18 protein-coding genes and 1 pseudogene are annotated in these 21,285 nt (G+C 64.5%); 2 read left to right on the forward strand and 17 right to left on the reverse strand.

All coding sequences use genetic code 11. The features are described 5' to 3' along the window. Nucleotides 1-73: 73 nt before the first annotated feature. The 10 genes from XH89_RS32190 to XH89_RS32235 form a co-directional block, all read right to left on the reverse strand. A complete protein-coding gene (locus tag XH89_RS32190) occupies nt 74-1,624 on the reverse strand; it encodes an FAD-dependent monooxygenase (protein ID WP_194464325.1) in 1,551 nt (516 codons plus the stop codon). Nucleotides 1,625-1,897: 273 nt separating this feature from the next. Beyond that, complete coding sequence (locus tag XH89_RS32195; protein ID WP_194464326.1) at nt 1,898-3,070, reverse strand: acetyl-CoA C-acyltransferase; 1,173 nt, start codon at nt 3,068-3,070, stop codon at nt 1,898-1,900. Nucleotides 3,071-3,377: 307 nt separating this feature from the next. Next, nucleotides 3,378-4,967 carry a phosphoglycerate dehydrogenase gene (gene serA / locus XH89_RS32200; RefSeq protein ID WP_194464327.1) on the reverse strand — a complete coding sequence of 530 codons (1,590 nt, stop codon included), beginning with the start codon at nt 4,965-4,967 and terminating at the stop codon, nt 3,378-3,380. A 170-nt stretch (nt 4,968-5,137) separates the two neighbouring features. Beyond that, entirely contained in the window at nt 5,138-6,310 is a 1,173-nt protein-coding gene (locus XH89_RS32205; RefSeq protein WP_194464328.1) for a phosphoserine transaminase, read from the reverse strand. Nucleotides 6,311-6,389: 79 nt separating this feature from the next. Beyond that, nucleotides 6,390-6,581: a hypothetical protein gene (locus XH89_RS32210; protein WP_246767680.1), complete on the reverse strand. Its 192-nt coding sequence runs from the start codon at nt 6,579-6,581 to the stop codon at nt 6,390-6,392. Between the two features lie 174 nt (nt 6,582-6,755). After that, nucleotides 6,756-7,220: a GNAT family N-acetyltransferase gene (locus tag XH89_RS32215; RefSeq protein ID WP_194464330.1), complete on the reverse strand. Its 465-nt coding sequence runs from the start codon at nt 7,218-7,220 to the stop codon at nt 6,756-6,758. A 31-nt stretch (nt 7,221-7,251) separates the two neighbouring features. Continuing rightward, complete coding sequence (locus XH89_RS32220; protein WP_194464331.1) at nt 7,252-7,842, reverse strand: glutathione S-transferase family protein; 591 nt, start codon at nt 7,840-7,842, stop codon at nt 7,252-7,254. A gap of 74 nt (nt 7,843-7,916) precedes the next feature. Further along, nucleotides 7,917-8,804 carry an outer membrane protein gene (locus tag XH89_RS32225; RefSeq protein ID WP_194464332.1) on the reverse strand — a complete coding sequence of 296 codons (888 nt, stop codon included), beginning with the start codon at nt 8,802-8,804 and terminating at the stop codon, nt 7,917-7,919. A gap of 168 nt (nt 8,805-8,972) precedes the next feature. Further along, nucleotides 8,973-9,809: an outer membrane protein gene (locus XH89_RS32230; RefSeq protein WP_194464333.1), complete on the reverse strand. Its 837-nt coding sequence runs from the start codon at nt 9,807-9,809 to the stop codon at nt 8,973-8,975. 228 nt (nt 9,810-10,037) lie between these two features. After that, nucleotides 10,038-11,303 (reverse strand): MFS transporter, encoded by a 1,266-nt coding sequence (locus tag XH89_RS32235; RefSeq protein WP_194464334.1) that lies wholly within the window; start codon nt 11,301-11,303, stop codon nt 10,038-10,040. Between the two features lie 363 nt (nt 11,304-11,666). Here XH89_RS32235 and XH89_RS32240 point away from each other — a divergent pair, with 363 nt between their 5' ends. Beyond that, complete coding sequence (locus XH89_RS32240; protein ID WP_194462274.1) at nt 11,667-12,770, forward strand: ISAs1 family transposase; 1,104 nt, start codon at nt 11,667-11,669, stop codon at nt 12,768-12,770. 32 nt (nt 12,771-12,802) lie between these two features. On the opposite strand, the gene glmM is transcribed toward XH89_RS32240, so the two are convergent. Both glmM and XH89_RS32250 read right to left on the reverse strand, forming a co-directional pair. Further along, complete coding sequence (glmM, locus tag XH89_RS32245; RefSeq protein WP_194464335.1) at nt 12,803-14,146, reverse strand: phosphoglucosamine mutase; 1,344 nt, start codon at nt 14,144-14,146, stop codon at nt 12,803-12,805. A 219-nt stretch (nt 14,147-14,365) separates the two neighbouring features. Further along, nucleotides 14,366-14,533 (reverse strand): hypothetical protein, encoded by a 168-nt coding sequence (locus tag XH89_RS32250; protein ID WP_194464336.1) that lies wholly within the window; start codon nt 14,531-14,533, stop codon nt 14,366-14,368. A gap of 103 nt (nt 14,534-14,636) precedes the next feature. On the opposite strand from XH89_RS32250, the gene XH89_RS32255 reads away from it, so the two are divergent. After that, entirely contained in the window at nt 14,637-15,779 is a 1,143-nt protein-coding gene (locus tag XH89_RS32255; RefSeq protein WP_194464337.1) for an alpha-hydroxy acid oxidase, read from the forward strand. A gap of 197 nt (nt 15,780-15,976) precedes the next feature. On the opposite strand, the gene XH89_RS32260 is transcribed toward XH89_RS32255, so the two are convergent. From XH89_RS32260 to XH89_RS32280, 5 genes and pseudogenes are all read right to left on the reverse strand, one after another. Beyond that, nucleotides 15,977-16,603, reverse strand: a complete 627-nt coding sequence (locus XH89_RS32260) for a hypothetical protein (RefSeq protein ID WP_246767681.1) — start codon at nt 16,601-16,603, stop codon at nt 15,977-15,979. Between the two features lie 74 nt (nt 16,604-16,677). After that, a complete protein-coding gene (locus XH89_RS32265; protein WP_194464338.1) occupies nt 16,678-17,304 on the reverse strand; it encodes a hypothetical protein in 627 nt (208 codons plus the stop codon). Between the two features lie 54 nt (nt 17,305-17,358). After that, nucleotides 17,359-18,198, reverse strand: a complete 840-nt coding sequence (locus tag XH89_RS32270) for a shikimate dehydrogenase (RefSeq protein WP_194464339.1) — start codon at nt 18,196-18,198, stop codon at nt 17,359-17,361. Between the two features lie 122 nt (nt 18,199-18,320). Next, nucleotides 18,321-18,755 (reverse strand): annotated as a pseudogene (locus tag XH89_RS32275) (SulP family inorganic anion transporter); the annotation flags it as partial. 353 nt (nt 18,756-19,108) lie between these two features. Next, the gene (locus XH89_RS32280) at nt 19,109-21,157 is read right to left on the reverse strand and encodes an elongation factor G (RefSeq protein WP_194464340.1); all 2,049 of its coding nucleotides are present in this window, start codon (nt 21,155-21,157) and stop codon (nt 19,109-19,111) included. Nucleotides 21,158-21,285: the final 128 nt, after the last annotated feature.

Raw genomic sequence — 21,285 nt, forward strand, 5'->3', positions numbered from 1 at the left:
AACTTCCGTTAATTTGCGGGCACGTAGGACTACGTGCATTGTGACAGAATGCACGTCGGAGTGCATAGCGGACTCAGGGACATCCGCGCGTCGTGGGTTCGCCGAACCAGCGCGACGCGGCTTGGGCGGCTTCGCCCTCATCGGGCGCACCGTCGCTGGTCCAGGCAACAAAGCCATCGGGACGCACCAGCACCGCGCCGAGGCCCAGCCGATCCCGCGGCGCGCCTGCAATATATGTGAGCCGATCACCCCAGCAGCTCGCGAGCGCTTGGAGCGATGGGCGCGCGTCGAAGTCCAGCAAGATGCCTTTCGCTTGCCTGAGATGTTCTCCAACCGTCGTACCGTCAGGGAGTTCGAAATCGGGAACTGTGCGGCCGACCAGCGGATGGCTGCCGCCGAGGTCGTAGCGCAGCGAAACGCCGCGCACGCGTTCCGCGAAATAGGTCGCGCCGTCGCGGGTCGCGATGAGATCGCGGACGATGGACTGGAGCGCTCGGGTGCCCGGCGACGGCCGCATGATCGCGACCTGCGCGCGCGACCAGTCGAGGATCCGTGCGCCAACGGGATGCCGCTCCTGCGAATAGCTGTCGAGGAGATTTGGCGGCTCATGACCACGGACCGTCGCGGCCAGCTTCCAGCCGAGGTTCATTGCATCGCCGAGGCCGAGGTTGAGGCCCTGGCCGCCGAGCGGCGAATGGGTGTGCGCAGCATCGCCCGCGAGCAGCACGCGGCCTTTGCGATAGGCCGTGACCTGACGGGCTCGATCCGTCCAGGTGGCGGCAAGGCGGAGCGCTGTGATCGTGACGTCCGTGCAGGAGACGCGGCGCAGGACGCCCTGCACATGCTCGATGGTGATCGGCGTGGTGCGGTGGAACGCGCCGCCGTCGAAATCGACCATCGCGATCGTGCCTGGCTCGGCATAAGTGTACATGCCCGTCGGCGTGTAGTTGCGACCGGGGCTGAGTTTGTCCGGATCGGCGAGCTCGACGTCGATGGAATAGCCGGTGAATTCGGGATCGGTGCCCGCGAAATCAAAGCCGCACGACTTGCGCACGGTGCTGCGGCCGCCGTCGCAGCCGACCAGCCAGCGTCCACGAAACGTCTCGCCGGCCGCCTGCACGGCGACGTCGTTGTCCGAGGCGGCAATGGCGGTGACGCCAAAGCCGCGCCTGATGTCGACGCCCAAGCGGCATGCGTGCGCCGCCAGCACGGTTTCAAGCGTATCCATGTCGACGGCGACGCTGGCATCGGCCGGCGTCGGCAGGCGCCAGGACCATTTCGCGGTATCGACGTCGTCCTCAAAGAACTGGATGCCGGCGAAATGACCGGCGGGCCGCCGCGTCTGCTGCATCCAGTGCGCAGCACGTTTGATGGCACCTGACTTCACGCGCTGCGCGGTCGCGATCTCCCCCAGCAGGCCGCGCCGGTGAAAGGCCTCGGTCGTCGGGATCGACAGGCCACGCAGGCCGAACGGGAGCTGCTTCAGCGCCGAATGCGGATCTTGCGCTTGCTCCAGCAAGAGCACCGAGCGACCTGCGAGCCGCAACTCACAAGCGAGAAACAGGCCGACGGGTCCGGCACCGGCGATGATGACGTCATAGATATCAGTGGATCGGGTTTGCATGAGACGCTCCTGGGGTCGATGTTCGACCGGAGCGTTCCCTGAAGCCGAGGATCACACGGACGAACGATGAGCGCCCGAATGGCACCCGCTGTTCGTCGTGGGGATCTCGTGCACAAGGCCAAAGACCAGAGCCTTCGTTACCGAAGGGACTTGGGCTTACCAGACCAAGTCTGCCTTTTCCGACACGGGCTATATAGTTTCGTAGGCTTGGATGCGCAACGAAAAAGGCACGGCGCTGGTGGCACCGTGCCTTTCACATGTCTGCGCGTCAGATCAGCTGTAGATCTCGAACAGGCCGGCGCCACCCTGGCCGCCGCCGATGCACATCGTCACAACGCCCCACTTGGCCTTGCGGCGGGCGCCTTCCTGCAGCAGATGGCCGGTGAGACGAGCGCCGGTCATGCCGAACGGGTGGCCGATCGCGATCGAGCCGCCGTTGACGTTGTACTTGTCGGGGTCGATACCGAGCTTGTCGCGCGAATAGAGGCACTGGCTGGCGAAGGCTTCATTGAGCTCCCAGAGATCGATGTCGTCGATCTTCAGGCCATGACGCTTGAGCAGCTTCGGCACGGCGAAGATCGGGCCGATGCCCATCTCGTCTGGCTCGCAGCCCGCCGCCGCCCAGGCAACGAAGCGGCCGAGCGGCTTGAGGCCGCGCTTCTCGGCGTCCTTGGCTTCCATCAGCACGACGGCGGCGGCGCCGTCGGAGAGCTGGCTGGCATTACCCGCGGTAACGAACTTGCCCGGGCCCTTCACCGGCTCGAGTTTTGCCAAGCCTTCCAGCGTGGTTTCGGGGCGATTGCACTCGTCGCGGTCGACGACGTAGTCGACGATCGACTCGGCCTTGGTAGCTTTGTCGACGACCTTCATCTTGGTCTTCATCGGGACGATCTCGTCCCTGAACTTGCCGGCCTGCTGCGCGGCCGCCATGCGGCGCTGCGACTCCAGCGAATATTCGTCCTGGTATTCGCGGCTGAGCTTGTAGCGCTCGGCGACGATGTCGGCGGTGTCGATCATCGCCATGAAGATGTCAGGCGCGGTCTTGAGCAATTCGGGATCGACTGCTTCCTTGGGCAGAGGACCGCCGGGAATCGAGATGCTCTCGACGCCGCCGGCGACGATGCAATCAGCACCGTCGGAGCGGATCGAGTTGGCAGCCATCGCGATAGTCTGGAGACCCGAGGAGCAGAAGCGGTTCACCGACACGCCGGCGGTCGACTTCGGCAGACCGGCGAGCAGCGCGGCCTGGCGGCCGATATTCGGCGCGCCATGGGCGCAATTGCCGAGATAGCAATCCTCGACATAATCCTTCTCGACGCCGGCGCGATCGACCGCGTGATGGATGGCATGGGCCGCGAGCGACATTGGCGGCGTGATGTTGAATCCGCCGCGGCCGGACTTGGCCAGGCCCGTGCGCGCATAGGAAACGATGACGGCTTCACGCATTGTTTTCTCCCTTTCGAACGATGGTACGGAGGCGTTGGTCAGAACGCTCTTGCCGCCATTGGTACACAAAGTTTGGGGGCCGGGGGAGAAATAAAGCGGGCCGCAGCATCAACAAAAACGCCGCCCTTCGCGAGAAGGGCGGCGTTGTTCCGCACGTCGAAATATATGATGGCCGTCATTCCGTGGGGCGCGCACCGCTCTCGACTCGTCATGCCCGGGCTTGTCCCGGGCATCCACGTTTTTCCGCGCGAAAGGCTAGGCGTGGATGGCCGGGACGCCCAGCCATCACGACGCGGTGAGAGCGCGATCAGAACGTCAGAGCCTTGGCCTGCTTGACCTGCGGCAGGGCCTGCACCTTGGCGAGCAGGTCCGCCGGCACCGCGCCGTCGACCTCGACCAGCGCGATGGCATCGCTGCCGGGCGCGACGCGGCCGAGATGGAAGGTGGCGATGTTGATCTTGGCATCGCCCAGGAGGCTCGCGAACTGGCCGATGAAGCCCGGCTTGTCCTCGTTGGTGATGTAGATCATCGACTTGCCGAACTCGGCGTCGACGCGGATGCCCTTGACGTCAACCAATCGCGGCTTGCCGTCATGGTACACGGTGCCGGAGACCGAGCGCTCCTGGCGTTCGGTCGCAACCGTCACGGTGATCAGGCTTTCATAGTCGCTCTGCGCGGCGCGGACGATCTCGTCAACGATCATTCCGCGCTCCTTGGCGACGACGGGCGCCGACACGACGTTGACCTCGCCCAGCATCGGCCGCAGCAGGCCCGACAGCACCGCCGAGGTGATCGCCTTGATCTTCATCTCGGCGACGTGACCTTCATAGGTGATCTCGACCTTGAGGATGCCGGTCTCGGTGAGCTGGCCGGCGAACGAGCCGAGCTTCTCGGCGAGCGCGATGAACGGCTTCAGCTTCGGTGCCTCCTCGGCGGTGATCGAGGGGAAGTTGACGGCATTCGAGATCGCGCCGGTGAGCAGATAGTCCGACATCTGCTCTGCGACCTGAAGCGCGACGTTCTCCTGCGCTTCCGTGGTGGAAGCGCCGAGATGCGGCGTGCAGATCACGTTGGGATGGCCGAACAGCACGTTGGTGTTTGCCGGCTCCTCGACGAACACGTCGAAGGCGGCACCCGCAATGTGCTTGGAATTGAGCGCATCGACCACGGCCTGCTCGTCGACGAGACCGCCGCGGGCGCAGTTGATCAGGCGCACGCCCTTCTTCATCTTGGCGATCGCGGCAGCATCAATGATGTTCTTGGTCTTCTCCGTCAGCGGCGTGTGCAGCGTGATGAAGTCGGCACGCTTCAGGAGATCATCGAGTTCGACCTTCTCGACGCCGATGTCCTTGGCGCGCTCGGGCGACAGGAACGGATCGAACGCAATCACCTTCATGCGCAGGCCGAGCGCGCGGTCGGCGACGATCGAACCGATGTTGCCGCAGCCGACCACGCCAAGCACCTTGCCGGTGATCTCGACGCCCATGAAGCGGTTCTTCTCCCACTTGCCGGCCTGGGTCGAAGCATCGGCCTGCGGGATCTCGCGGGCCAGCGCCAGCATCAGCGTGATCGCATGCTCGGCGGTCGTGATCGAATTGCCGAACGGCGTGTTCATCACGATGATGCCCTTGGCCGTGGCGGCGGGGATCTCGACATTGTCGACGCCGATACCGGCGCGGCCGATCACCTTGAGGTTGGTGGCCCTCTCCAGGATCTTGGCGGTCGCCTTGGTCGCGGAGCGGATCGCGAGACCGTCGTAATTGCCGATGATCTCGGCGAGCTTGTCCTTGTCCTTGCCGAGGTTGGGCTGGAAGTCGACCTCGACGCCGCGGTCTTTGAAGATCTGCACGGCAGCGGGCGAGAGCGCGTCGGAAATGAGAACTTTGGGTTTGGTCATAGGGATGTGTCCTTCACACCCTCCCGGGAGGGGGAGGGTCGGCGCGCACAGCGCCGGGGTGGGGTGAAGCCGCAACAAAGAAAATTGCCGGTGCGCCGTGTGGAGAGATCACCCCACCCCGCCGCACCTGACGGTGCGTCGACCCTCCCCCTCCAGGGGAGGGTAAGAACTTAAGCTGCCTTGGCGAGTTGCGCCTTGGTCTCGGCGAAGGCCCAGTCGATCCACTGCGTCAGCAGCTCGACGTCCTTGGCCTCGACGGTGGCGCCGCACCAGATGCGCAGGCCTGCCGGCGCGTCGCGATAATAGGCGAAGTCGTAGCCGGCGCCTTCCTTCTCGACGAGGGCAACCAGCTTCTTGGAGAACTCCGCCTGCGCGTCATCCGACAGCGAGGTGATCGCGGGATCGGTGAACTTCAGGCACACCGAGGTGTTGGAGCGGATCGCGGCGTCCTTGGCCAGGAAGTCGATCCACGGCGTCTTCGCCTTCCAGTCGGCCAGCACCTTGGTGTTGGCGTCGGCACGCGCGATCAGCGCCTTGAGGCCGCCGATCGACTTGGCCCAGTTCAGCGCGTCGAGATAATCCTCGACGCAGAGCATCGACGGCGTGTTGATGGTCTCGCCGACGAAGATGCCTTCGTTGAGCTTGCCGCCCTTGGTCATGCGGAAGATCTTCGGCAGCGGCCAGGCCGGCTTGTAGGTCTCGAGCCGTTCCACCGCGCGGGGCGAGAGGATCAGCATGCCATGCGCGGCTTCACCGCCGAGCGCCTTCTGCCAGGAGAAGGTGACGACATCGAGCTTGGCCCAATCGAGCGGCTGCGCGAATGCGGCAGAGGTCGCGTCGCAAATGGTCAGGCCTTCGCGGGTCGCGCTGATCCAGTCAGCGTTCGGCACGCGTACGCCCGACGTGGTGCCGTTCCAGGTGAAGACGACGTCGCTCTTGGGGTCCACCTTGGAGAGATCAGGAATCTCACCGTAAGCAGCGTTGAGCTTGGTGACGTCCTTGAGCTTCAATTCCTTGACGATGTCGCTGACCCAGCCTTCGCCGAAGGATTCCCAGGCGAGCGTGGTGACGGGCCGTGCACCGAGCAGCGACCACAGCGCCATCTCGACCGCGCCGGTATCGGAGGCCGGCACGATGCCGATGCGATAATCAGCCGGGACTTCAAGCACTTCGCGCGTCAGATCGATCGCGAGCTTGAGCTTGGTCTTGCCGACCTTCGCGCGATGCGAACGGCCGAGCGCTGCGTCCTTGAGATTTTGGGCGTTCCAGCCGGGGCGCTTGGCGCAGGGGCCGGAGGAGAAATGCGGCACGGTCGGCCGCGAAGCGGGCTTCGCTACAGTCATGATCTACCCTTCCAGATAGTAAGCCTCCCGTTGGGGGGAGGTGTCCCGCCGCGGCTGATACGGGAATCGGGTAGACCAGTCAAGAAACTTCCGGTGGCTCACGGCGGAGTGAAGGCAATTCCGGCGCGATATCGGGGGCTTCGACCACGGCGAGCGCGTTCAGCAAGTCCGTGGCATCACTGATCAATTGCGCCGCGCGACGGCGGCTGCCGACCTTCAAAATGCATTTGTCGTTGGCCTGCACAACGTAATCGTTGCCGACCTTGATCATGGAATAGCTTGTCATTGAAAATCCCCGAACCGACCGAGCCCGGTGTCTGAAGCACTGGTAGCACCCTTCGTTCCTCAAACAGAGTGAACGACCAAGGGGTAGTTTATCAGCTGTTAAGATGAACGAACGCGCGATCCGATTTGGCAGCTTGCGCAACGCCTGCCGCGAGCTGCCTCAAAAGCGGACAGTCATGCCGGCGTGGCTCAGGGAAAATCCAAGACGCTTGTAGAAGCGCTGCGCGTCAACCCTGCTCGAATGTGTCAGCAGTTCGACCAGGTTGCAGCCGCGTGCTTTGGCTTCCGTAACAGCCCATTGCACCAATTGCTCGCCGATGCCGCGACTGCGGCAATCGGCGGCAACACGGACATCCTCGAGCAGACCACGGCTGCCGCCTTGCGAGCTGATGCCTGCGAGCACCGCGAGTTGCAAACAGCCCACCACCCTGCCCTCGCTCTCGGCGACAACGAGCGTGAGATTCTGGTCGCGCTCGACGCGCTCGTACGCCTGATAGTAACTGGCCGGAAGCGGATCCTCGACGCGCTCGCGGGCGCGGCCGAGATGATCGTCGGCGAGCATCGCCACGATCGCGGGCACGTCCTCGCGCCGCGCGAGACGGATGGAGACGGACTTATCGTTCATACGGCAAACTCCAGAACTCGGCGCAAAGGCCTCAGCGCGCCGGCGGCAGGCCGAGATGGGCTTCGGCCTCGGTGATCCAGCGGCGGACGGCCGGATAGCGGCCAAGATCGAAGCCGCCTTCATGGGCGAGGCGGGTATAGGCGAGCAGCGAGACGTCCGCGAGCGAAACCGCATCGCCTACGAAGAAACGGCTTGCCGCCAGGTGCTGCTCCATGCGGTCGAGCGCGGCATAGCCGCGCTTGACCTTGTCAGGATCGAGCTCGGAAGCATCCTTGCCGAGATAGACCATGAGGAAGCGACACACCGCGATGTAGGGCTCGTGGCTGTATTGCTCCCAGAACAGCCATTCATCCATCTTGGCGGCGGTAAAGGCATCGCGCGGAACGAGTGCACTGTCGCGGGCGAGATAGCGGATGACGGCATTGGACTGCGCCAGCGTGCGCCCGTCGTCGAAGGCCACGGTCGGCACCTGGCCGGCGCCGTTCATCTTGAGGAATTGCGGCGTGCGCGTCTCGCCCTTGCGCGTGTCGATCTCGACCCAGCGATAGGGCAGCGCGAGATGATCGCAGACCCATTTCACCTTCAGGCAATTGCCCGAATTGCTGTCGCCGTAAATCTGCATCGCTGTCGCCCCTTGTCGAGCGACAGAGCATCAGGACGCGGCAAACCTGTCAACCGCGGCGCAGTGAAGCGGCGTCAGAACTTGTAGCCCACGCCGACGCGCGCGTTGTTCAGCGTCACCGAGGTGTTCATGACGGGCGAGAACTTGACGTATTCGTATTCCACGCGCGCGAACAGACCGTCCCAGATGCAGTATTCGAGGCCGAGGCCGGCGGTCCAGCCCACCGCGAAGGTGTTGGTCCGGTGCTGGCCCTGCGTGCCCGACTGTGCCGGAACGGGCCCGTAGACACCCAACGTGGTCGTCGTGTTGCCGAAGATATCCGTTGTCGTCACGTCGGTGCGCAGTTGCACGTTGCTCGTCACCGTGCGCGTGACGTCCATCCGCCCGACGGCTGCGCCGAAGAAGGCGTACGGCATGAAAGGCCCGCCGTCCCATCCAACGCGGCCGCGCAGCGAGATCATGTCCTTGACCTGAGCCGTGGCGGTACCGGTCAGCGACACGGCATAATTGTTGGTGATGCCGGGGGCGCGCACCTCACCGGGCGGGTTGACGATCACGAGCGAGTTGGAGCCGGTCGACCCCGTCGAGAGGTTGCCGAAATAGCTGTAGGTGCCTTCGAGGCTGAGGATGGCGTCGTACCACTGCCAATTCTGGCCGACGAAGCCGCCAAAATTGACGCCCTGCGTGTTGGCCTTCTGCAGCAGCGACCACGTCGACGTTGGCCCCTGCAGCACGCTGTCGCGGAAGATGTAGTTGGTCAGGCCGATCACGCTCTGGCCGAAATCGGTCGTGTCGGTCGTGTAGCCGGCAGTGCCGCCGAAATAGGTGCCGTCCCAATTGTGGGACGTCTTGGACAGACCGTCGGTGAAGCCGCCGCGCAGGACGGGCAGATCCGGCATGTCGGCCGCGTGTGCGGCGGACATAGATCCGAACATCGCCGCCACCAACCAAAGCCTACGCATTGCAACGCTCCATCGAACTCGAACTCTCGAGCATGATCATCGCCCGTTAACCTTAACCAATGGTTGCGTCAGAGGCCTTTGTCGCCGCTGCCTATGAAAAATACGCAAAGCAAAACGGCGCGGGATGATCCCGCGCCGTTAAGAGACGTTAAGCGATGAGGCTTGCGATCAGCCCTTGGTGACGAGCGGCGGCGGCGGCATGTAGGCCGGCGGGCTGTTGAGATCCCAGCGCACGCCGAGCTTGACGTCGTGCGAGGTGATGTCCTTGATCTTGATCGTCGAGGGGCCGGAGATGCTGTTGTCGAAGGCGCGGAAGTTGCCCGGAGCGGCGTCGCCGAGATCCATGTAGCTGTAGGCCAGTTCGACGGTGAAGCCGGGATTGACCTTGTAGGCGAGACCGGCATGAGCGGCCCAGGCGAAATTCCACTTGCCGTTGTCGGCGAAGTAGGTGGCGCTGCTGGAAGGCACGCCGCCGGCGATCTGAATGCCGTCGTCGCGGAAACCGCTGAGCTTGTTGTAGGAGCCGCCGAGGCCGGCGCCGACGAACGGGGTGATACACCACCAGGTGCCGAGATCGACATAGGCGTTGGCCATGACGACCCATTCGGACTTGCTGCCGCTGTAATTGTCGTTTCCGACGAAGGCGGGCCCGACCACGTTGTCCGAACCGTGCAGGTTGGCCCTGCCGCGGTACTGGGTGATCACGTCGGCACGGAACCAGTTGTTGAAGCGGTAGCCGACGCCGAGATCGAACAACGGCGAGGAGTCGAATCCGAGGCCCTGCGTCGTCTTCGAGAATCCGGCCGGCAGGACGGCGTCAATGCGCTTGGCGCTCTGGTTGGTCATGCCGATATCGCCGCGCAGATACCAGCCGCCGAAATCTGCGGGCGGGGCGGGCGGCGCGTACATCGGAGGGGGAGCGGCGATCGGCATATCGGCGGCGAATGCCATCGACGAGATCAGTGTTGCCGCACCCGCGGCAAGGAGAGACTTAACGCTACGCATTGGCTTCGTCCTTATGACCGGTGGGGCAAAATACGGGCGCCCCACGTTCTGGAAACTCACGGCTCGGACGATGGCAGCAAATGCTTAAGCGCCGCTTAACCCTAATTTTTAAGGTTGATTTTTTCTCACCCCACACGCGGATGCAGCGCTAGCGTTGCAAAAAAGCGGCAGCTGGAAGCCGCAATTGCTAACGATGTGTGAAGCCGCAATGCAGCGAAGCAAGGTTTGTTAACGCGCGTGCCGCGGCAGCTTCGGCAAGAACACCGCGAGCAGGCCGATGGCCGGCAGATAGGCGCAGACCTGATAGACGAACTCGATCGAGGTGTGATCGGCGAGCTTGCCGAGCACGGCGGCACCGAGACCGCCGATGCCGAAGGCGACGCCAAAGAACACGCCGGAGATCATGCCGAAGCGGTGCGGCACCAGCTCCTGCGCGAACACGATGATCGACGACGTCGTCGAGGAGATGATGAGGCCGATGATCACCGACAGCGCCGCGCTCGCGTAGAGCCCGGCGAACGGCAGCGCCAGCGTGAACGGCAATGCGCCGAGGATCGAGATCCAGATCACGATCTTGCGGCCGAAGCGATCGCCGAGCGGGCCGCCGAAGAACGCGCCGACCGCATTGGCGGCGAGGAAGACGAAGAGATAGATCTGCGCCGTCTGCGTCGACACGCCGAAGCGGTCGATCAGATAGAAGATGTAGTAGCTCGACAGGCTCGAGACGTAGAGCTGCTTGGAGAACAGCAGCGCGACCAGCACGAGGAGCGCAACGGCGACGCGGCGCGAGCTCGGCGCATCAGGATGGGCCTGAACCACTGCTGCCTTCTTCGCCTTGATCTGCGGCGCGTACCAGCGGCCGATGCGCCAGAGGATCAGAATCGCAAGGAAGGCGATCGAGGAGAACCAGGCGATGCTGCCCTGCCCGAACGGTACGACGATCAGCGCCGCGAGCACCGGCCCCATCGAGGTACCGAAGCTGCCGCCGAGCTGGAACACCGATTGCGCAAAGCCGTAGCGGCCGCCGGAGGCGAGCCGCGCGATGCGCGCCGATTCCGGGTGAAACACCGCCGAGCCGAGACCGACCAGCGCGGCAGCGACGAGGATGACGAGATATTGCTGGGCGACGCTGAGCAGCAAGAGGCCGAAGAAGGTCGAGGCCATGCCGATCGACAGCGAGTAAGGCTGCGCCTTCCTGTCGGTGTAGTGGCCGACCACCGGCTGCAGCAGCGAGGCCGTGAACTGGAAGGCCAGCGTGATCATGCCGATCTGCGCGAAGTCGAGCGCGCAGGTATCCTTCAGGATCGGATACACCGAGGCGATCAGCGACTGCATGGTGTCGTTGAGGAAATGCGAGACGCTGATGCCGGCGAGCACGATATAGGCCGGCCCCGCGGCCGTCTTGACAGCAGACGTGGCGGCAGCAGGCGCGACGTCGCTGACGACGACGGGCTCGGTCAGCGTTTCCGCATGGACGACGACAGGCTTGTTCAATGCAGCATCCCGGCGCGGCAGATTGCCGCGATCTCACAGGTACGATGCGCGCGGCGGCCGAACCAGCGCCAATCGCAAATGGCTGGGATGCGCGAGACTCTCTCCACGAGTCCGGAATCGTAGGGTGGGCAAAGGCGCCCTTGCGCCGTGCCCACCATCTCTCTCGATTCGCGAGCACGCGTGGGCACCCTTCGCTTTGCCCACCCTACGATACTGCTTGTGGGGTGAGCTTTGCCCACCCTACTGCGCGCGATCGACCCTCCCCCTCCAGGGCAGGGGAATCGCATATGGATTTGCGGCCTCTATTGCATTGTTTGACAAGGTGGATTCTGAGAACGACTCCCACAACGCGGAGGGAGTCGGATGGGGAAGTTCAAGAAGGCTTTTCGGCGGTTGTCGGACCCGCGCGCGGCGAACGCACGGCACGATCTGCTGGAGGTGCTGGTTATCGCCTTGGCTGCGGTGCTGTGCGGAGCAGAGACCTGCTCGGACATGGCGGAGTTTGGAGAGGCCAAGGAAGACCTGCTGCGACTGTTTCTGCGCCTGACGCACGGGATTCCCAGTCACGACACCTTCAGCCGCGTGTTCCGTTTGCTCGAGCCGGAAGCGTTCGAAGCTGCGTTCCGGCGTTTCATGGCGGCGTTTGCCAAGGCTAACCGGCTCAATCTCACCGGAGTGGTCGCGGTCGACGGCAAGGCGCTGCGGGGCGCCTTCGAGCGTGGTTCGCGCTACGAGCCTCTGCACCTGGTCAACGTCTTTGCGGTGGAGGCGCGAATGTCTCTTGCCCAGCAGAAGGCCCCCGGCCGCAACGAGACCAAGGGGGCATTGGAGGTATTGGCGCTGCTGTCTCTTGAAGGCTGCATCGTCACGGCCGATGCGCTGCATTGCCATCGCGCGATGGCAAAGACGGTGCTCGATCGCGGCGGCGACTATGTGCTGGCAATCAAGGCCAACCGTGGACCGCTGTTCAAGGCCGTGGTCGGGCAGTTTGCTCGGTCCGGCGAGCGTAGGGCCACCAAAACGGTCGAACCCTCCACCCACGACCGGCGCGAAGCGCGCCGGGCAACCATCATGCGCAATACCAGTCTGGCTGCCGTCCACAGCTTCCCTGGCGTCGTTGCGATCGGCCGCGTCACCTCGCGCAGGCAATTGCAGGGCAATCGCGCCGAGCCGCCGGTCGTGCGCTATTACCTGCTCTCCAAGCCCATGTCCGCCAGGCGGCTGCTGTCGGTCACGCGCAGTCATTGGACGATCGAGAACCAGTTGCATTGGGTGCTCGACGTCCACTTCGACGAAGACGGCAACCGGGCGAGAATGGATCATGCTCCCGAGAACCTCGCCATCCTGCGCAGACTCGCGCTCAACATCCTTCGATCTTGTCCTGGTCCCACCTCCATACGCCGGAAAATCAAGCGCGCCGGCTGGGACGACACCTTCCTCCTCGCCCTGTTCGGCCATATGCGATAGCCCTGCCCTCCAGGGGGAGGGTAAGAGCGACCTTACGCCGCCGCCTGGCCCAGCGCGGAGACGATGGTGTCGACGATGTCCTCGACCAAGATGCGGTCCTCCCCCTCGCCCATGACGCGGATCACGGGCTCGGTGCCGGAGGAGCGGATCAGGAGGCGGCCATGGCCGTTGAGGCGCTTCTCGCCGTCGGAGATCGCCGACTTGACGTCGGAATCGTCGAGCGGCTTGCCGCCCTTGTGACGGACGTTCTTGAGGATCTGCGGCAGCGGATCGAAGCGGTGGCAGACCTCGGACACCGGCCGGCGCAGCTTCTGCACCACGGCCAGCACCTGCAGCGCGGCGACGAAGCCGTCGCCGGTCGTCGCGTAGTCGGACAGGATGATGTGGCCGGACTGCTCGCCGCCGAGATTGTAGCCGCCGTTCAGCATCTGCTCGAGCACGTAGCGATCGCCGACCGGCGTGCGCACGAGATCGATCCCCTGCCCTTTCAGGAAGCGCTCGAGGCCGAGATTGGACATCACGGTGGCGACGATGCCCGGACGCGACAGACGTCCGTCCTCCTTCCAGCTCTGCGCGATCACCGCGAGCAGCTGGTCGCCGTCGACGACATGGCCGCGCTCGTCGACCAGGATGACGCGATCGGCGTCGCCGTCGAGTGCAATGCCGATATCGGCGCGCATCTCGCGTACCTTCTTCGACAGCGCCTCCGGCGAAGTCGAGCCGCAATCCTTGTTGATGTTGAAGCCGTCGGGCTCGACGCCGATCGGCACCACGTCGGCGCCCAATTCCCACAGCGCTTCCGGCACCACCTTGTAGGCGGCGCCATTGGCGCAATCGATCACGACGCGCAGGCCCTCGAGCGAGAGGTCGCGCGGCAGCGTGCGCTTGGCGAATTCGATGTAGCGGTCATGCACGCCGTCGATGCGGCGGGCGCGGCCCAGGCTCGCGCTTTGTGCCAGCCGCTTGTCGAGCGATTCGTCGAGCAGCTGCTCGATCTGCCTCTCGACGTCGTCGGAGAGCTTGAAGCCCTGCGGGCCGAACAGCTTGATGCCGTTGTCCTCGAACAGATTGTGCGAGGCCGAGATCATGACGCCGAGATCGGCGCGCATCGACTTGGTCAGCATTGCGACCGCCGGCGTCGGCATCGGGCCGACCAGCAGCACGTCCATGCCGACCGAGGTGAAGCCTGCGACCATCGCATATTCGATCATGTAGCCGGACAGGCGAGTGTCCTTGCCGATCACGACCCGGTGGCGGTGGTCACCGCGCTGAAATGCAAGGCCTGCGGCCTGGCCGACCTTGAGCGCGAGCTCCGGCGTGATCAGTCCGTTGGCGCGGCCCCGGATCCCGTCCGTCCCGAAATATTTGCGGCTCATATCGTCCCCCAAGCAACAACCAGGGATCCCCAAGACAACCTCCGGGTGCCCGAACGAGCCCCGCATCCCTGATTTGCTGGGGTCTTATAACGCCCACACGGCTAACTTGGCTTCAAAAAATATGATGAATCATTACGGAACCGGGAACCCCAGCGGCCCGGTAACCTGCTGTTAGTATTATATTTCCGCCTTAGGGGCAGAACGAAGCGGAACCCTTCGCTAGTCTTTCCGCTTCACATGGCCGTCTCCGCGGCTGGGCGCGGGCTGGGTGACGTTGACCGGGTCGGAGCCCGGAAAGGTCTCTTCCAGCCCCTCCTCCAGCGCGTCGTCGAGGGCCTGCTTTTCCTTGATCTCTTCCGGCGAAGGCCTCGCGTGCGGCTTGGTCATGGCGTCCCTCCGGCAAACGATTTGGCTGTGCATCCAACCATGCTAGATGACCCCTCAATCTTCCGATGCAAGACTTCGCCACGAGACGGGCCGGGGAACGTTCATGAAGCACATCACCTGTATCGACGATCTTCGCGCGCTGCATAAGCGCCGCGTGCCGAAGGCGTTCTTCGACTATTGCGACCGCGGCTCCTATGCCGAGGAAACGCTGCGCGCCAACCGCGAGGACATGCAGGCGATCAAGTTCCGCCAGCGCATCCTGGTCGACGTCTCCAAGCGCGACACCTCGACTACGATCCTCGGCGAGCCCTCGACCATGCCGCTGATCCTGGCGCCGGTCGGCCTGCTCGGCATGCAACATGGCGACGGCGAGATCCATGCCTGCCGCGCCGCGCAAGCCGCCGGCATCCCATTCACGCAATCGACCATGTCGATCTGCTCGATCGAGGACATCGCGGCCGCCGTCGACAAGCCGTTCTGGTTCCAGCTTTACGTGATGAAGGACCGCGGCTTCATCAAGGACCTGATCCAGCGCGCGATCGCCGCCAAGTGCAGCGCGCTGGTGCTCACCGTCGATCTTCAGGTGATCGGCCAGCGCCATGCCGACATCAAGAACGGTATGACGATCCCGCCGGAGTGGACACTGTCGAAGTTCCTCGATTTCGCGACCAAGCCCGCCTGGGTTTCCGGCGTGCTGCAGGGCAAGCGCCGCACCTTCGGCAACATCGCCGGTCACGTGAAGAACACCGAGGACCTCAACCGCCTCGCCGAATGGACCGCCTCGCAGTTCGACACCTCCTTGAACTGGAAGGACGTCGAGTGGATCCGCAGCATCTGGCCGGGCAAGCTCATCATCAAGGGCATTCTCGACGTCGAGGACGCCGAGGAAGCCGCCAAGACCGGCGCGCAGGCGCTGGTGGTGTCGAACCATGGCGGCCGTCAGCTCGACGGCGCGCCGTCCTCAATCGAGGTGCTGCCGGAGATCGCCGACGCGGTCGGCGACAAGATGGAGATCATGTTCGACGGCGGCATCCGCTCCGGCCAGGACGTGATGCGCGCGCTCGCGCTCGGCGCCAAGTCCTGCATGATCGGCCGCGCTTATGCGTATGGCCTGGGTGCCGGCGGTCAGGCCGGCGTCGCCAAGGCGATCGACATCATCCAGAAAGAGCTGCTGACCACGATGGGCCTGTGCGGCGTCAACAGGATCGACGAGATCGACGATCACGTGATTGCGGTGGCACCGTAGGGATGGCGAGGTGCCGCTACTAACTCAGCCGTCGTCCCGGCGAAGGCCGGGACCCATAACCACGGGAGTTGGTTTGGCGAAGACTGGAAGTTGCTGAGCCTTCGCGCGGTATTGATACCTGCAACTATCGATAAATCACGCGGTATGGGTCCCGGCCTTCGCCGGGACGACACCGAGAATATAGCAGCAGCTTCGCCTCACATCGGCGGCGTCACGCCGTCACGCCCCACATTGACCCGGTTCGCCTCCAGCGTGCCGTCGTCCTTCTTCGCCGCGCCGAAGATGATCAGCTTGGCGCCGGACTTCACTTCCGATTTGTCGCTGGCGACGAAGGTGACAACAGGGGTATCAGGCGGCACCACGACTTTCTTTTCGCCGTCCTTGTATTTCACCGTGATGTTCTGGCCGTCGGTGCCCTTCACCGTCTCTGCCACAGTGGCGTTGGTCATGGTGGAATTGGCGCGCGCATCCCAGGGGCGAAAACCTTCAGCGACGCCGCGCTGGTTTTCCGGGAAGATGTGGACGGCAATGGCCTTCTGCGTGCCGTCGGGCTCCGGCATCGCGGTGACGCCGATGTAAGAGCCCTCCTTGATCGCGGAGAGCTCCGTCTTCACCACGGCGAAGACGGCGACGTTGTCGGTCATCTTCACCTTCACATCGCTGCCCTCGCGGGTCTTGATCGCGAGCGTGTTGCCGTCGACGTCTTCGATGATGCCGCGGATGCGGACCGTCGGCGCCTGCTGCGCCGACACTGATGACGTCACGAGACAGGCAACGAACGCGGCCGCGACGGCGCACAGCATCCAGTTGTTCAGCTTCGACATGATTGTCCCCTCGGGAAGTGGCGGCGATCAACGGCAAACCCCGTGCGATCGCCGCTATTCCCTGAGACCCCCGATCACATCGGCGGTGTCAGGCCATCCCGCCCGACGCTGACGCGATTGGTCTCGAACGAGCCGTCGGGCAGTTGCTTCATGAATGCGATGACCTGGGCGCCGGCCTTCAGTTCCGACTTATCGCCGGGAACGAAGGTCACGACCGGTGTCATATCGGAGACGAACACCTTCTTCTCGCCGTCCTTGTACTTCACCAGCAGCGTATGGCCGTCATTGCCGATCACACTCTCCGACACCGTGGCATTGGTCATGCTGGAATTCGGCTTGAGATCATAGGGCCGCGAGCCCTCGCCGGTGCCGCGCATGCTCTCCGGAAACACATGGACCTCGACGGCGTTGTTGCCGCCGTCCGGCCCCGGCACGGTGGTGGCGCCGACAAAGGAACCGACCTTGACGTCGGCGAGCGAGATCTTGGTGACGCCGACGACGCGCGCGTCGGAGGCGATATGCAGCTTGACGTCCTCGCCGGTGCGCGACTTGACCTGCAGGATGTCACCATCGACGCCCTCGACCGTGCCGCGCACGCGCGTCGGCACCGGCGCCTTTTGCGCGACGGCAGCAAAGGTGGAAGCAGCCACCATCGCGACGGCGATGAGTGGACGCGTGAAACTTGCACGTTGGATCGTCATTGATGTCTCCGATTGTCCCACGGGGTAGAACGCCGGAGACGGCGCACTATTCTCTCAAGTCTTTGTGAGATCGGCCTCGACCAGCGCGCGGAGCTCGGCGGTCACCTCGGGTCGCTGGCCGAACCATAGCTCGAAGCCGCGCACCGCCTGGTGCAGGAGCATGCCGAGGCCGTCGGCGGTCCTCAGTCCGCGGGCCGTTGCGGCGCCGAGCAGCGGCGTCACCAGGGGAACATAGACGAGATCGGCGACCACGGCCCCTTGCGGCAGTCGCGCCGCATCGACCTCGAGCGCGGGTTGCCCGTGCATGCCGAGCGAGGTCGTGTTCACGAGAAGTTTTGCGCGCGGCAGGACGTCGTTGATCCCCTCCCAGGGCAGCGGCCGTACGTTCGGCCCGAACTGCGTCGCCAGTGCCTCGGCGTGCGCCAGGGTGCGGTTGGCAAGATGGACATTGGTGAAGCCGCGGTCGAGCAGGCCGAACACCACCGCGCGCGAGGCGCCCCCCGCCCCCAGAACCAGCGCCTCACTGGCTTTGTCCCACCCGGGCGCACTGGCGTCGAGATTATCGAGAAAGCCCTCGACATCGGTATTGGTCGAACGCAGCTCACCGTCTTCGAACCACAGCGTGTTGGCGGCGCCCACGGCCTTGGCGCGCGCGTCGGGGGTCGACAATTCGAGCACGCCGACCTTGTGCGGGATGGTGACGTTGGCGCCGACGAAACCGCGTAGCGACAGCCGCAGCACGAAATCCCTGAGATCATCGGGCGGAACAGCCTCGATGACATAGCCGCCTTCGATGCCGAGCGTGCGCAGCCAGTAATGATGGATCAGCGGCGAGCGCGAATGCGCGGCCGGCCATCCGATCAAGCAGGCTGCGGGGGTTTTCGGCGCGCTCATCTGTCCCTCGGGTCGTGTCGAGGCCGATCCATTTCGCGTCCTGTCGCTCCTGTCAAGCAGGCGGAGGCTACTCCGTGGCTTCGGCCACGCCGGGGGCCGCCTTGATGTCGGCGACCGCGCGCTCGAAGCTGACTTGCAAAGATGATCACGGCGATGCCGGCAGTGCAGCCGACCGTGACGGGACAGGGAATGAACTTGATGTAAGTGCCGACGCGCAGCAGGCCCGCGGCGACCAGCATCAGACCCGCCATCGGGGTGGCGAGAATGACCCCGTCGACGCCGTGCCGCTCCGCCGTCACCGCGACCAGCACGATGAAGGCGCCCGCGGGCCCGCCGATCTGGAAACGACTGCCGCCGAGCAGCGAGGCGATGAAGCCGCCGACGACCGCGGTGTAAAGGCCGCGGTCCGGCGTCACACCGGAGGCGATCGCGATCTCCATCGACAGCGGCAGCGCGACGATCGCAACCGTGAGGCCTGCGAAAACGTCGGCGCGGAAATCCGCAAGGCCATAGCCTTCGCGCCAGACATCACCTTGGGGCGAGCGCAAAGTCTCCACACCCGCTTCCTTCGTCGCACAACAGCGTTGGCTCCGTCATCCTGAGGTGCGAGGCCGGCGATGCGAGCGCATCGCTGGCCGAGCCTCGAAGGATGCACGGCCTCGATGCAGCCGGGCCGTCGCCCTTCGAGGCTCGCCTTGCTTCGCAAGACGAGCACCTCAGGATGACGGTGATAGATAAGCTCCCGCTGGTTCCTCCGTCATTGCGAGCACCAGCGAAGCAATCCGCGGGGAGACCGACTGGATTGCTTCGTCGCTTCGCTCCTCGCAATGTCACGTGGAGAGGCCGCAGCACGACGTCTCCTCTCCCCGCGAGAGCGGGAAGAGGAGAAGGTTGTGCCTCCCTAACCGACCTACGCCGCGTGCTGATGCGCGGCGATGATCTGGTCGGCGGCGCGGCCCGTGACTTCGGCCATGTGGTCGAACTGACGGGTGAAGCTGCCGGCGCCGGCCGTGGCCGAACGCAGCTCGACGATCAGTTCGCCGATCTCGGCCTCGGGCATCATGGCGCGGACGCAGTCCCAGCCGCTCCAGCCGTCGCGGGTGTCGAAGCCGAGGATCTGGCCGCGCCGCGCCGACAGGATCGCGTTGATCTTGGCGGTGGCATCGGTCGGACAGACGATCTCGACCATGTGGATCGGCTCCAGCAGCACCGACTGGCATTGCGGCAGGCCCTCGTTCAGCCCGACCCGCGCCGCCGTGCGGAAGGCGAGGTCGGAGGAATCGACGCTGTGATAGGAGCCGTCGGTGAGCGTCACCTCCAAATCGGTCACGGGAAAGCCGAGCGGACCGCGCGCGAGCCCATCGACGACCCCCTCTTCCACCGCGCCGATGTAGTTGCGCGGCACAGCGCCGCCGACCACCTTCTCGGCGAACCTGAAACCCTCGCCACGCGGCAGCGGCCTGATGTCGAGCACGACATCGCCGAACTGGCCGTGTCCGCCGGACTGCTTCTTGTGGCGGCCGCGCTGAACGATCGGCTTGCGGATGGTCTCCTGGTAGCCGATCGCGGGCGGATGCGAGGCGATCTTGACGCCGAAACGGTCACGCAGCCGTTCGCTGGCGACGCGCAGATGCATCTCGCCCTGCCCCCACAGCACGGTGTCGTGGGTCTGGGCGTTCTGCACGATGACGAGCGAGGGATCCTCCTCGTGCAGCCGCATCAACGCCTGGCCGAGCTTGACATCGTCCTTGCGGTCGGTGGCCGCAACCGACATGGCGAGCACAGGCGACGTCGGCTCTGGTGCAGCGAGCGCGGCAGGCGCGGTCTTGCCGCTCGAGACGGTGTCGCCGGTCTTGACCGCGTCGAGCTTGGCGAGCGCAACGGTGTCGCCGGCTTCGGCCGCAGCACGCTTGCTGTCGTAGGCGCCGTTGACGGCGAGGATGCCGGAGATGCGGCCCGTTCCGCCGGAGGAGGATTGCAGCGTGGCGCCGTCGTCGAGATGGCCGGCGAGCAGCCGCGTCAGCGACAGCTTTCCGCCGTGCTGCGAGTGCAGCGTCTTGAAGACGAAGCCGAGCGCGTCCTTGCTCTCGGGCGCGCCGAGACGTTTTGCGGTCTCGGCAATGCCGGGCGCCTCGTGGCGCAACGCCTTCATCAGGCGCAGCACGCCGTTCTCGCGCGCAGCAGCGCCGAGCAGCACCGGGCAGATCAGGCCTTCGCGCAATTCGCGGGCGAGGTCGTCGAACACGGCATCGCGGGGCGGCTGGATGTCCTCGAGCAATTGCTCCATCAGCGCATCGTCATGATCGGCGAGCTTCTCCAGCATCGAGAAGCGCGCCTCCTTCTCGCGATCGAGATCGCCGCCTTCGAGCGCGATCACTTCGGAGGCCTTGTGCTCGCGATAGACGAACGCACGTTCCAGCGCGAGATCGACGAAGCCCTCGATCAGCTCGCCCTTCCAGATCGGGATCTGGCGCAGCACCAGCGGCACGCGCGAGGCGGGCTGGAGCATCGCGAGCGTCTCGCGGATGCGCTTGTTGGCGCGGTCGATCTTGTTGAGGAACAGGAAACGCGGGATCTTCAGCTCCTCCAGCTCGCGGAGGATGATCTGAAGCTGCGGCAGCTTCTTCTCGTCGGCCTCGCAGACCACGATGGCGGCATCGACCGCCGGGAGCGCGGCGCGCATGTCGTGGGCAAACTCGACGGAACCGGGACAATCCAGGAAGGTGTAGCTGTCGCCCATGAAACTCGTGGTGGCGGCAGTCAGCCCGACGGTCATCTTGTGATGACGAGCCTCGGGCAAGGCGTCGCCGACGGAAGTTCCGGCATCGACGCTGCCGGCGCGCGGGATTGCGCCCGTTCGCGCCAGGATTGCTTCGAGAAGTGTGGTTTTACCTGATTGGAAAGGGCCCACCAGCGCAATGCACCGTGGACCTCGGGGACTTCTGACGTCTTGTCCCATTCGCCGCCTCCTTGATGTGGAGCTCGGCCCATGATTGGGTCGGCAAACGCAGATGCTCTGCCCGTCCCCGAGATTTGGCAAGCGTCAAACGTCGCTGCGGTGCGTCGTCAGTTAGATCAAGTCTTATA

Origin of the sequence: Bradyrhizobium sp. CCBAU 53340 (assembly GCF_015291645.1) — a bacterium.
Lineage (GTDB): Bacteria > Pseudomonadota > Alphaproteobacteria > Rhizobiales > Xanthobacteraceae > Bradyrhizobium.

What these genes read in the sequence shown, in the direction of transcription:
- XH89_RS32255 (WP_194464337.1), top strand. Translation starts at nt 14,637, where the DNA reads ATGAAGCACATCACCTGTATCGACGATCTTCGCGCGCTGCATAAGCGC.
- XH89_RS32205 (WP_194464328.1), bottom strand. Translation starts at nt 6,310, where the DNA reads ATGACTGTAGCGAAGCCCGCTTCGCGGCCGACCGTGCCGCATTTCTCC.
- serA (WP_194464327.1), bottom strand. Translation starts at nt 4,967, where the DNA reads ATGACCAAACCCAAAGTTCTCATTTCCGACGCGCTCTCGCCCGCTGCC.
- XH89_RS32265 (WP_194464338.1), bottom strand. Translation starts at nt 17,304, where the DNA reads ATGACGATCCAACGTGCAAGTTTCACGCGTCCACTCATCGCCGTCGCG.
- XH89_RS32215 (WP_194464330.1), bottom strand. Translation starts at nt 7,220, where the DNA reads ATGAACGATAAGTCCGTCTCCATCCGTCTCGCGCGGCGCGAGGACGTG.
- XH89_RS32210 (WP_246767680.1), bottom strand. Translation starts at nt 6,581, where the DNA reads ATGATCAAGGTCGGCAACGATTACGTTGTGCAGGCCAACGACAAATGC.
- XH89_RS32280 (WP_194464340.1), bottom strand. Translation starts at nt 21,157, where the DNA reads ATGGGACAAGACGTCAGAAGTCCCCGAGGTCCACGGTGCATTGCGCTG.
- XH89_RS32225 (WP_194464332.1), bottom strand. Translation starts at nt 8,804, where the DNA reads ATGCGTAGGCTTTGGTTGGTGGCGGCGATGTTCGGATCTATGTCCGCC.
- XH89_RS32250 (WP_194464336.1), bottom strand. Translation starts at nt 14,533, where the DNA reads ATGACCAAGCCGCACGCGAGGCCTTCGCCGGAAGAGATCAAGGAAAAG.
- XH89_RS32260 (WP_246767681.1), bottom strand. Translation starts at nt 16,603, where the DNA reads ATGTCGAAGCTGAACAACTGGATGCTGTGCGCCGTCGCGGCCGCGTTC.
- glmM (WP_194464335.1), bottom strand. Translation starts at nt 14,146, where the DNA reads ATGAGCCGCAAATATTTCGGGACGGACGGGATCCGGGGCCGCGCCAAC.
- XH89_RS32220 (WP_194464331.1), bottom strand. Translation starts at nt 7,842, where the DNA reads ATGCAGATTTACGGCGACAGCAATTCGGGCAATTGCCTGAAGGTGAAA.
- XH89_RS32230 (WP_194464333.1), bottom strand. Translation starts at nt 9,809, where the DNA reads ATGCGTAGCGTTAAGTCTCTCCTTGCCGCGGGTGCGGCAACACTGATC.
- XH89_RS32190 (WP_194464325.1), bottom strand. Translation starts at nt 1,624, where the DNA reads ATGCAAACCCGATCCACTGATATCTATGACGTCATCATCGCCGGTGCC.
- XH89_RS32270 (WP_194464339.1), bottom strand. Translation starts at nt 18,198, where the DNA reads ATGAGCGCGCCGAAAACCCCCGCAGCCTGCTTGATCGGATGGCCGGCC.
- XH89_RS32240 (WP_194462274.1), top strand. Translation starts at nt 11,667, where the DNA reads ATGGGGAAGTTCAAGAAGGCTTTTCGGCGGTTGTCGGACCCGCGCGCG.
- XH89_RS32195 (WP_194464326.1), bottom strand. Translation starts at nt 3,070, where the DNA reads ATGCGTGAAGCCGTCATCGTTTCCTATGCGCGCACGGGCCTGGCCAAG.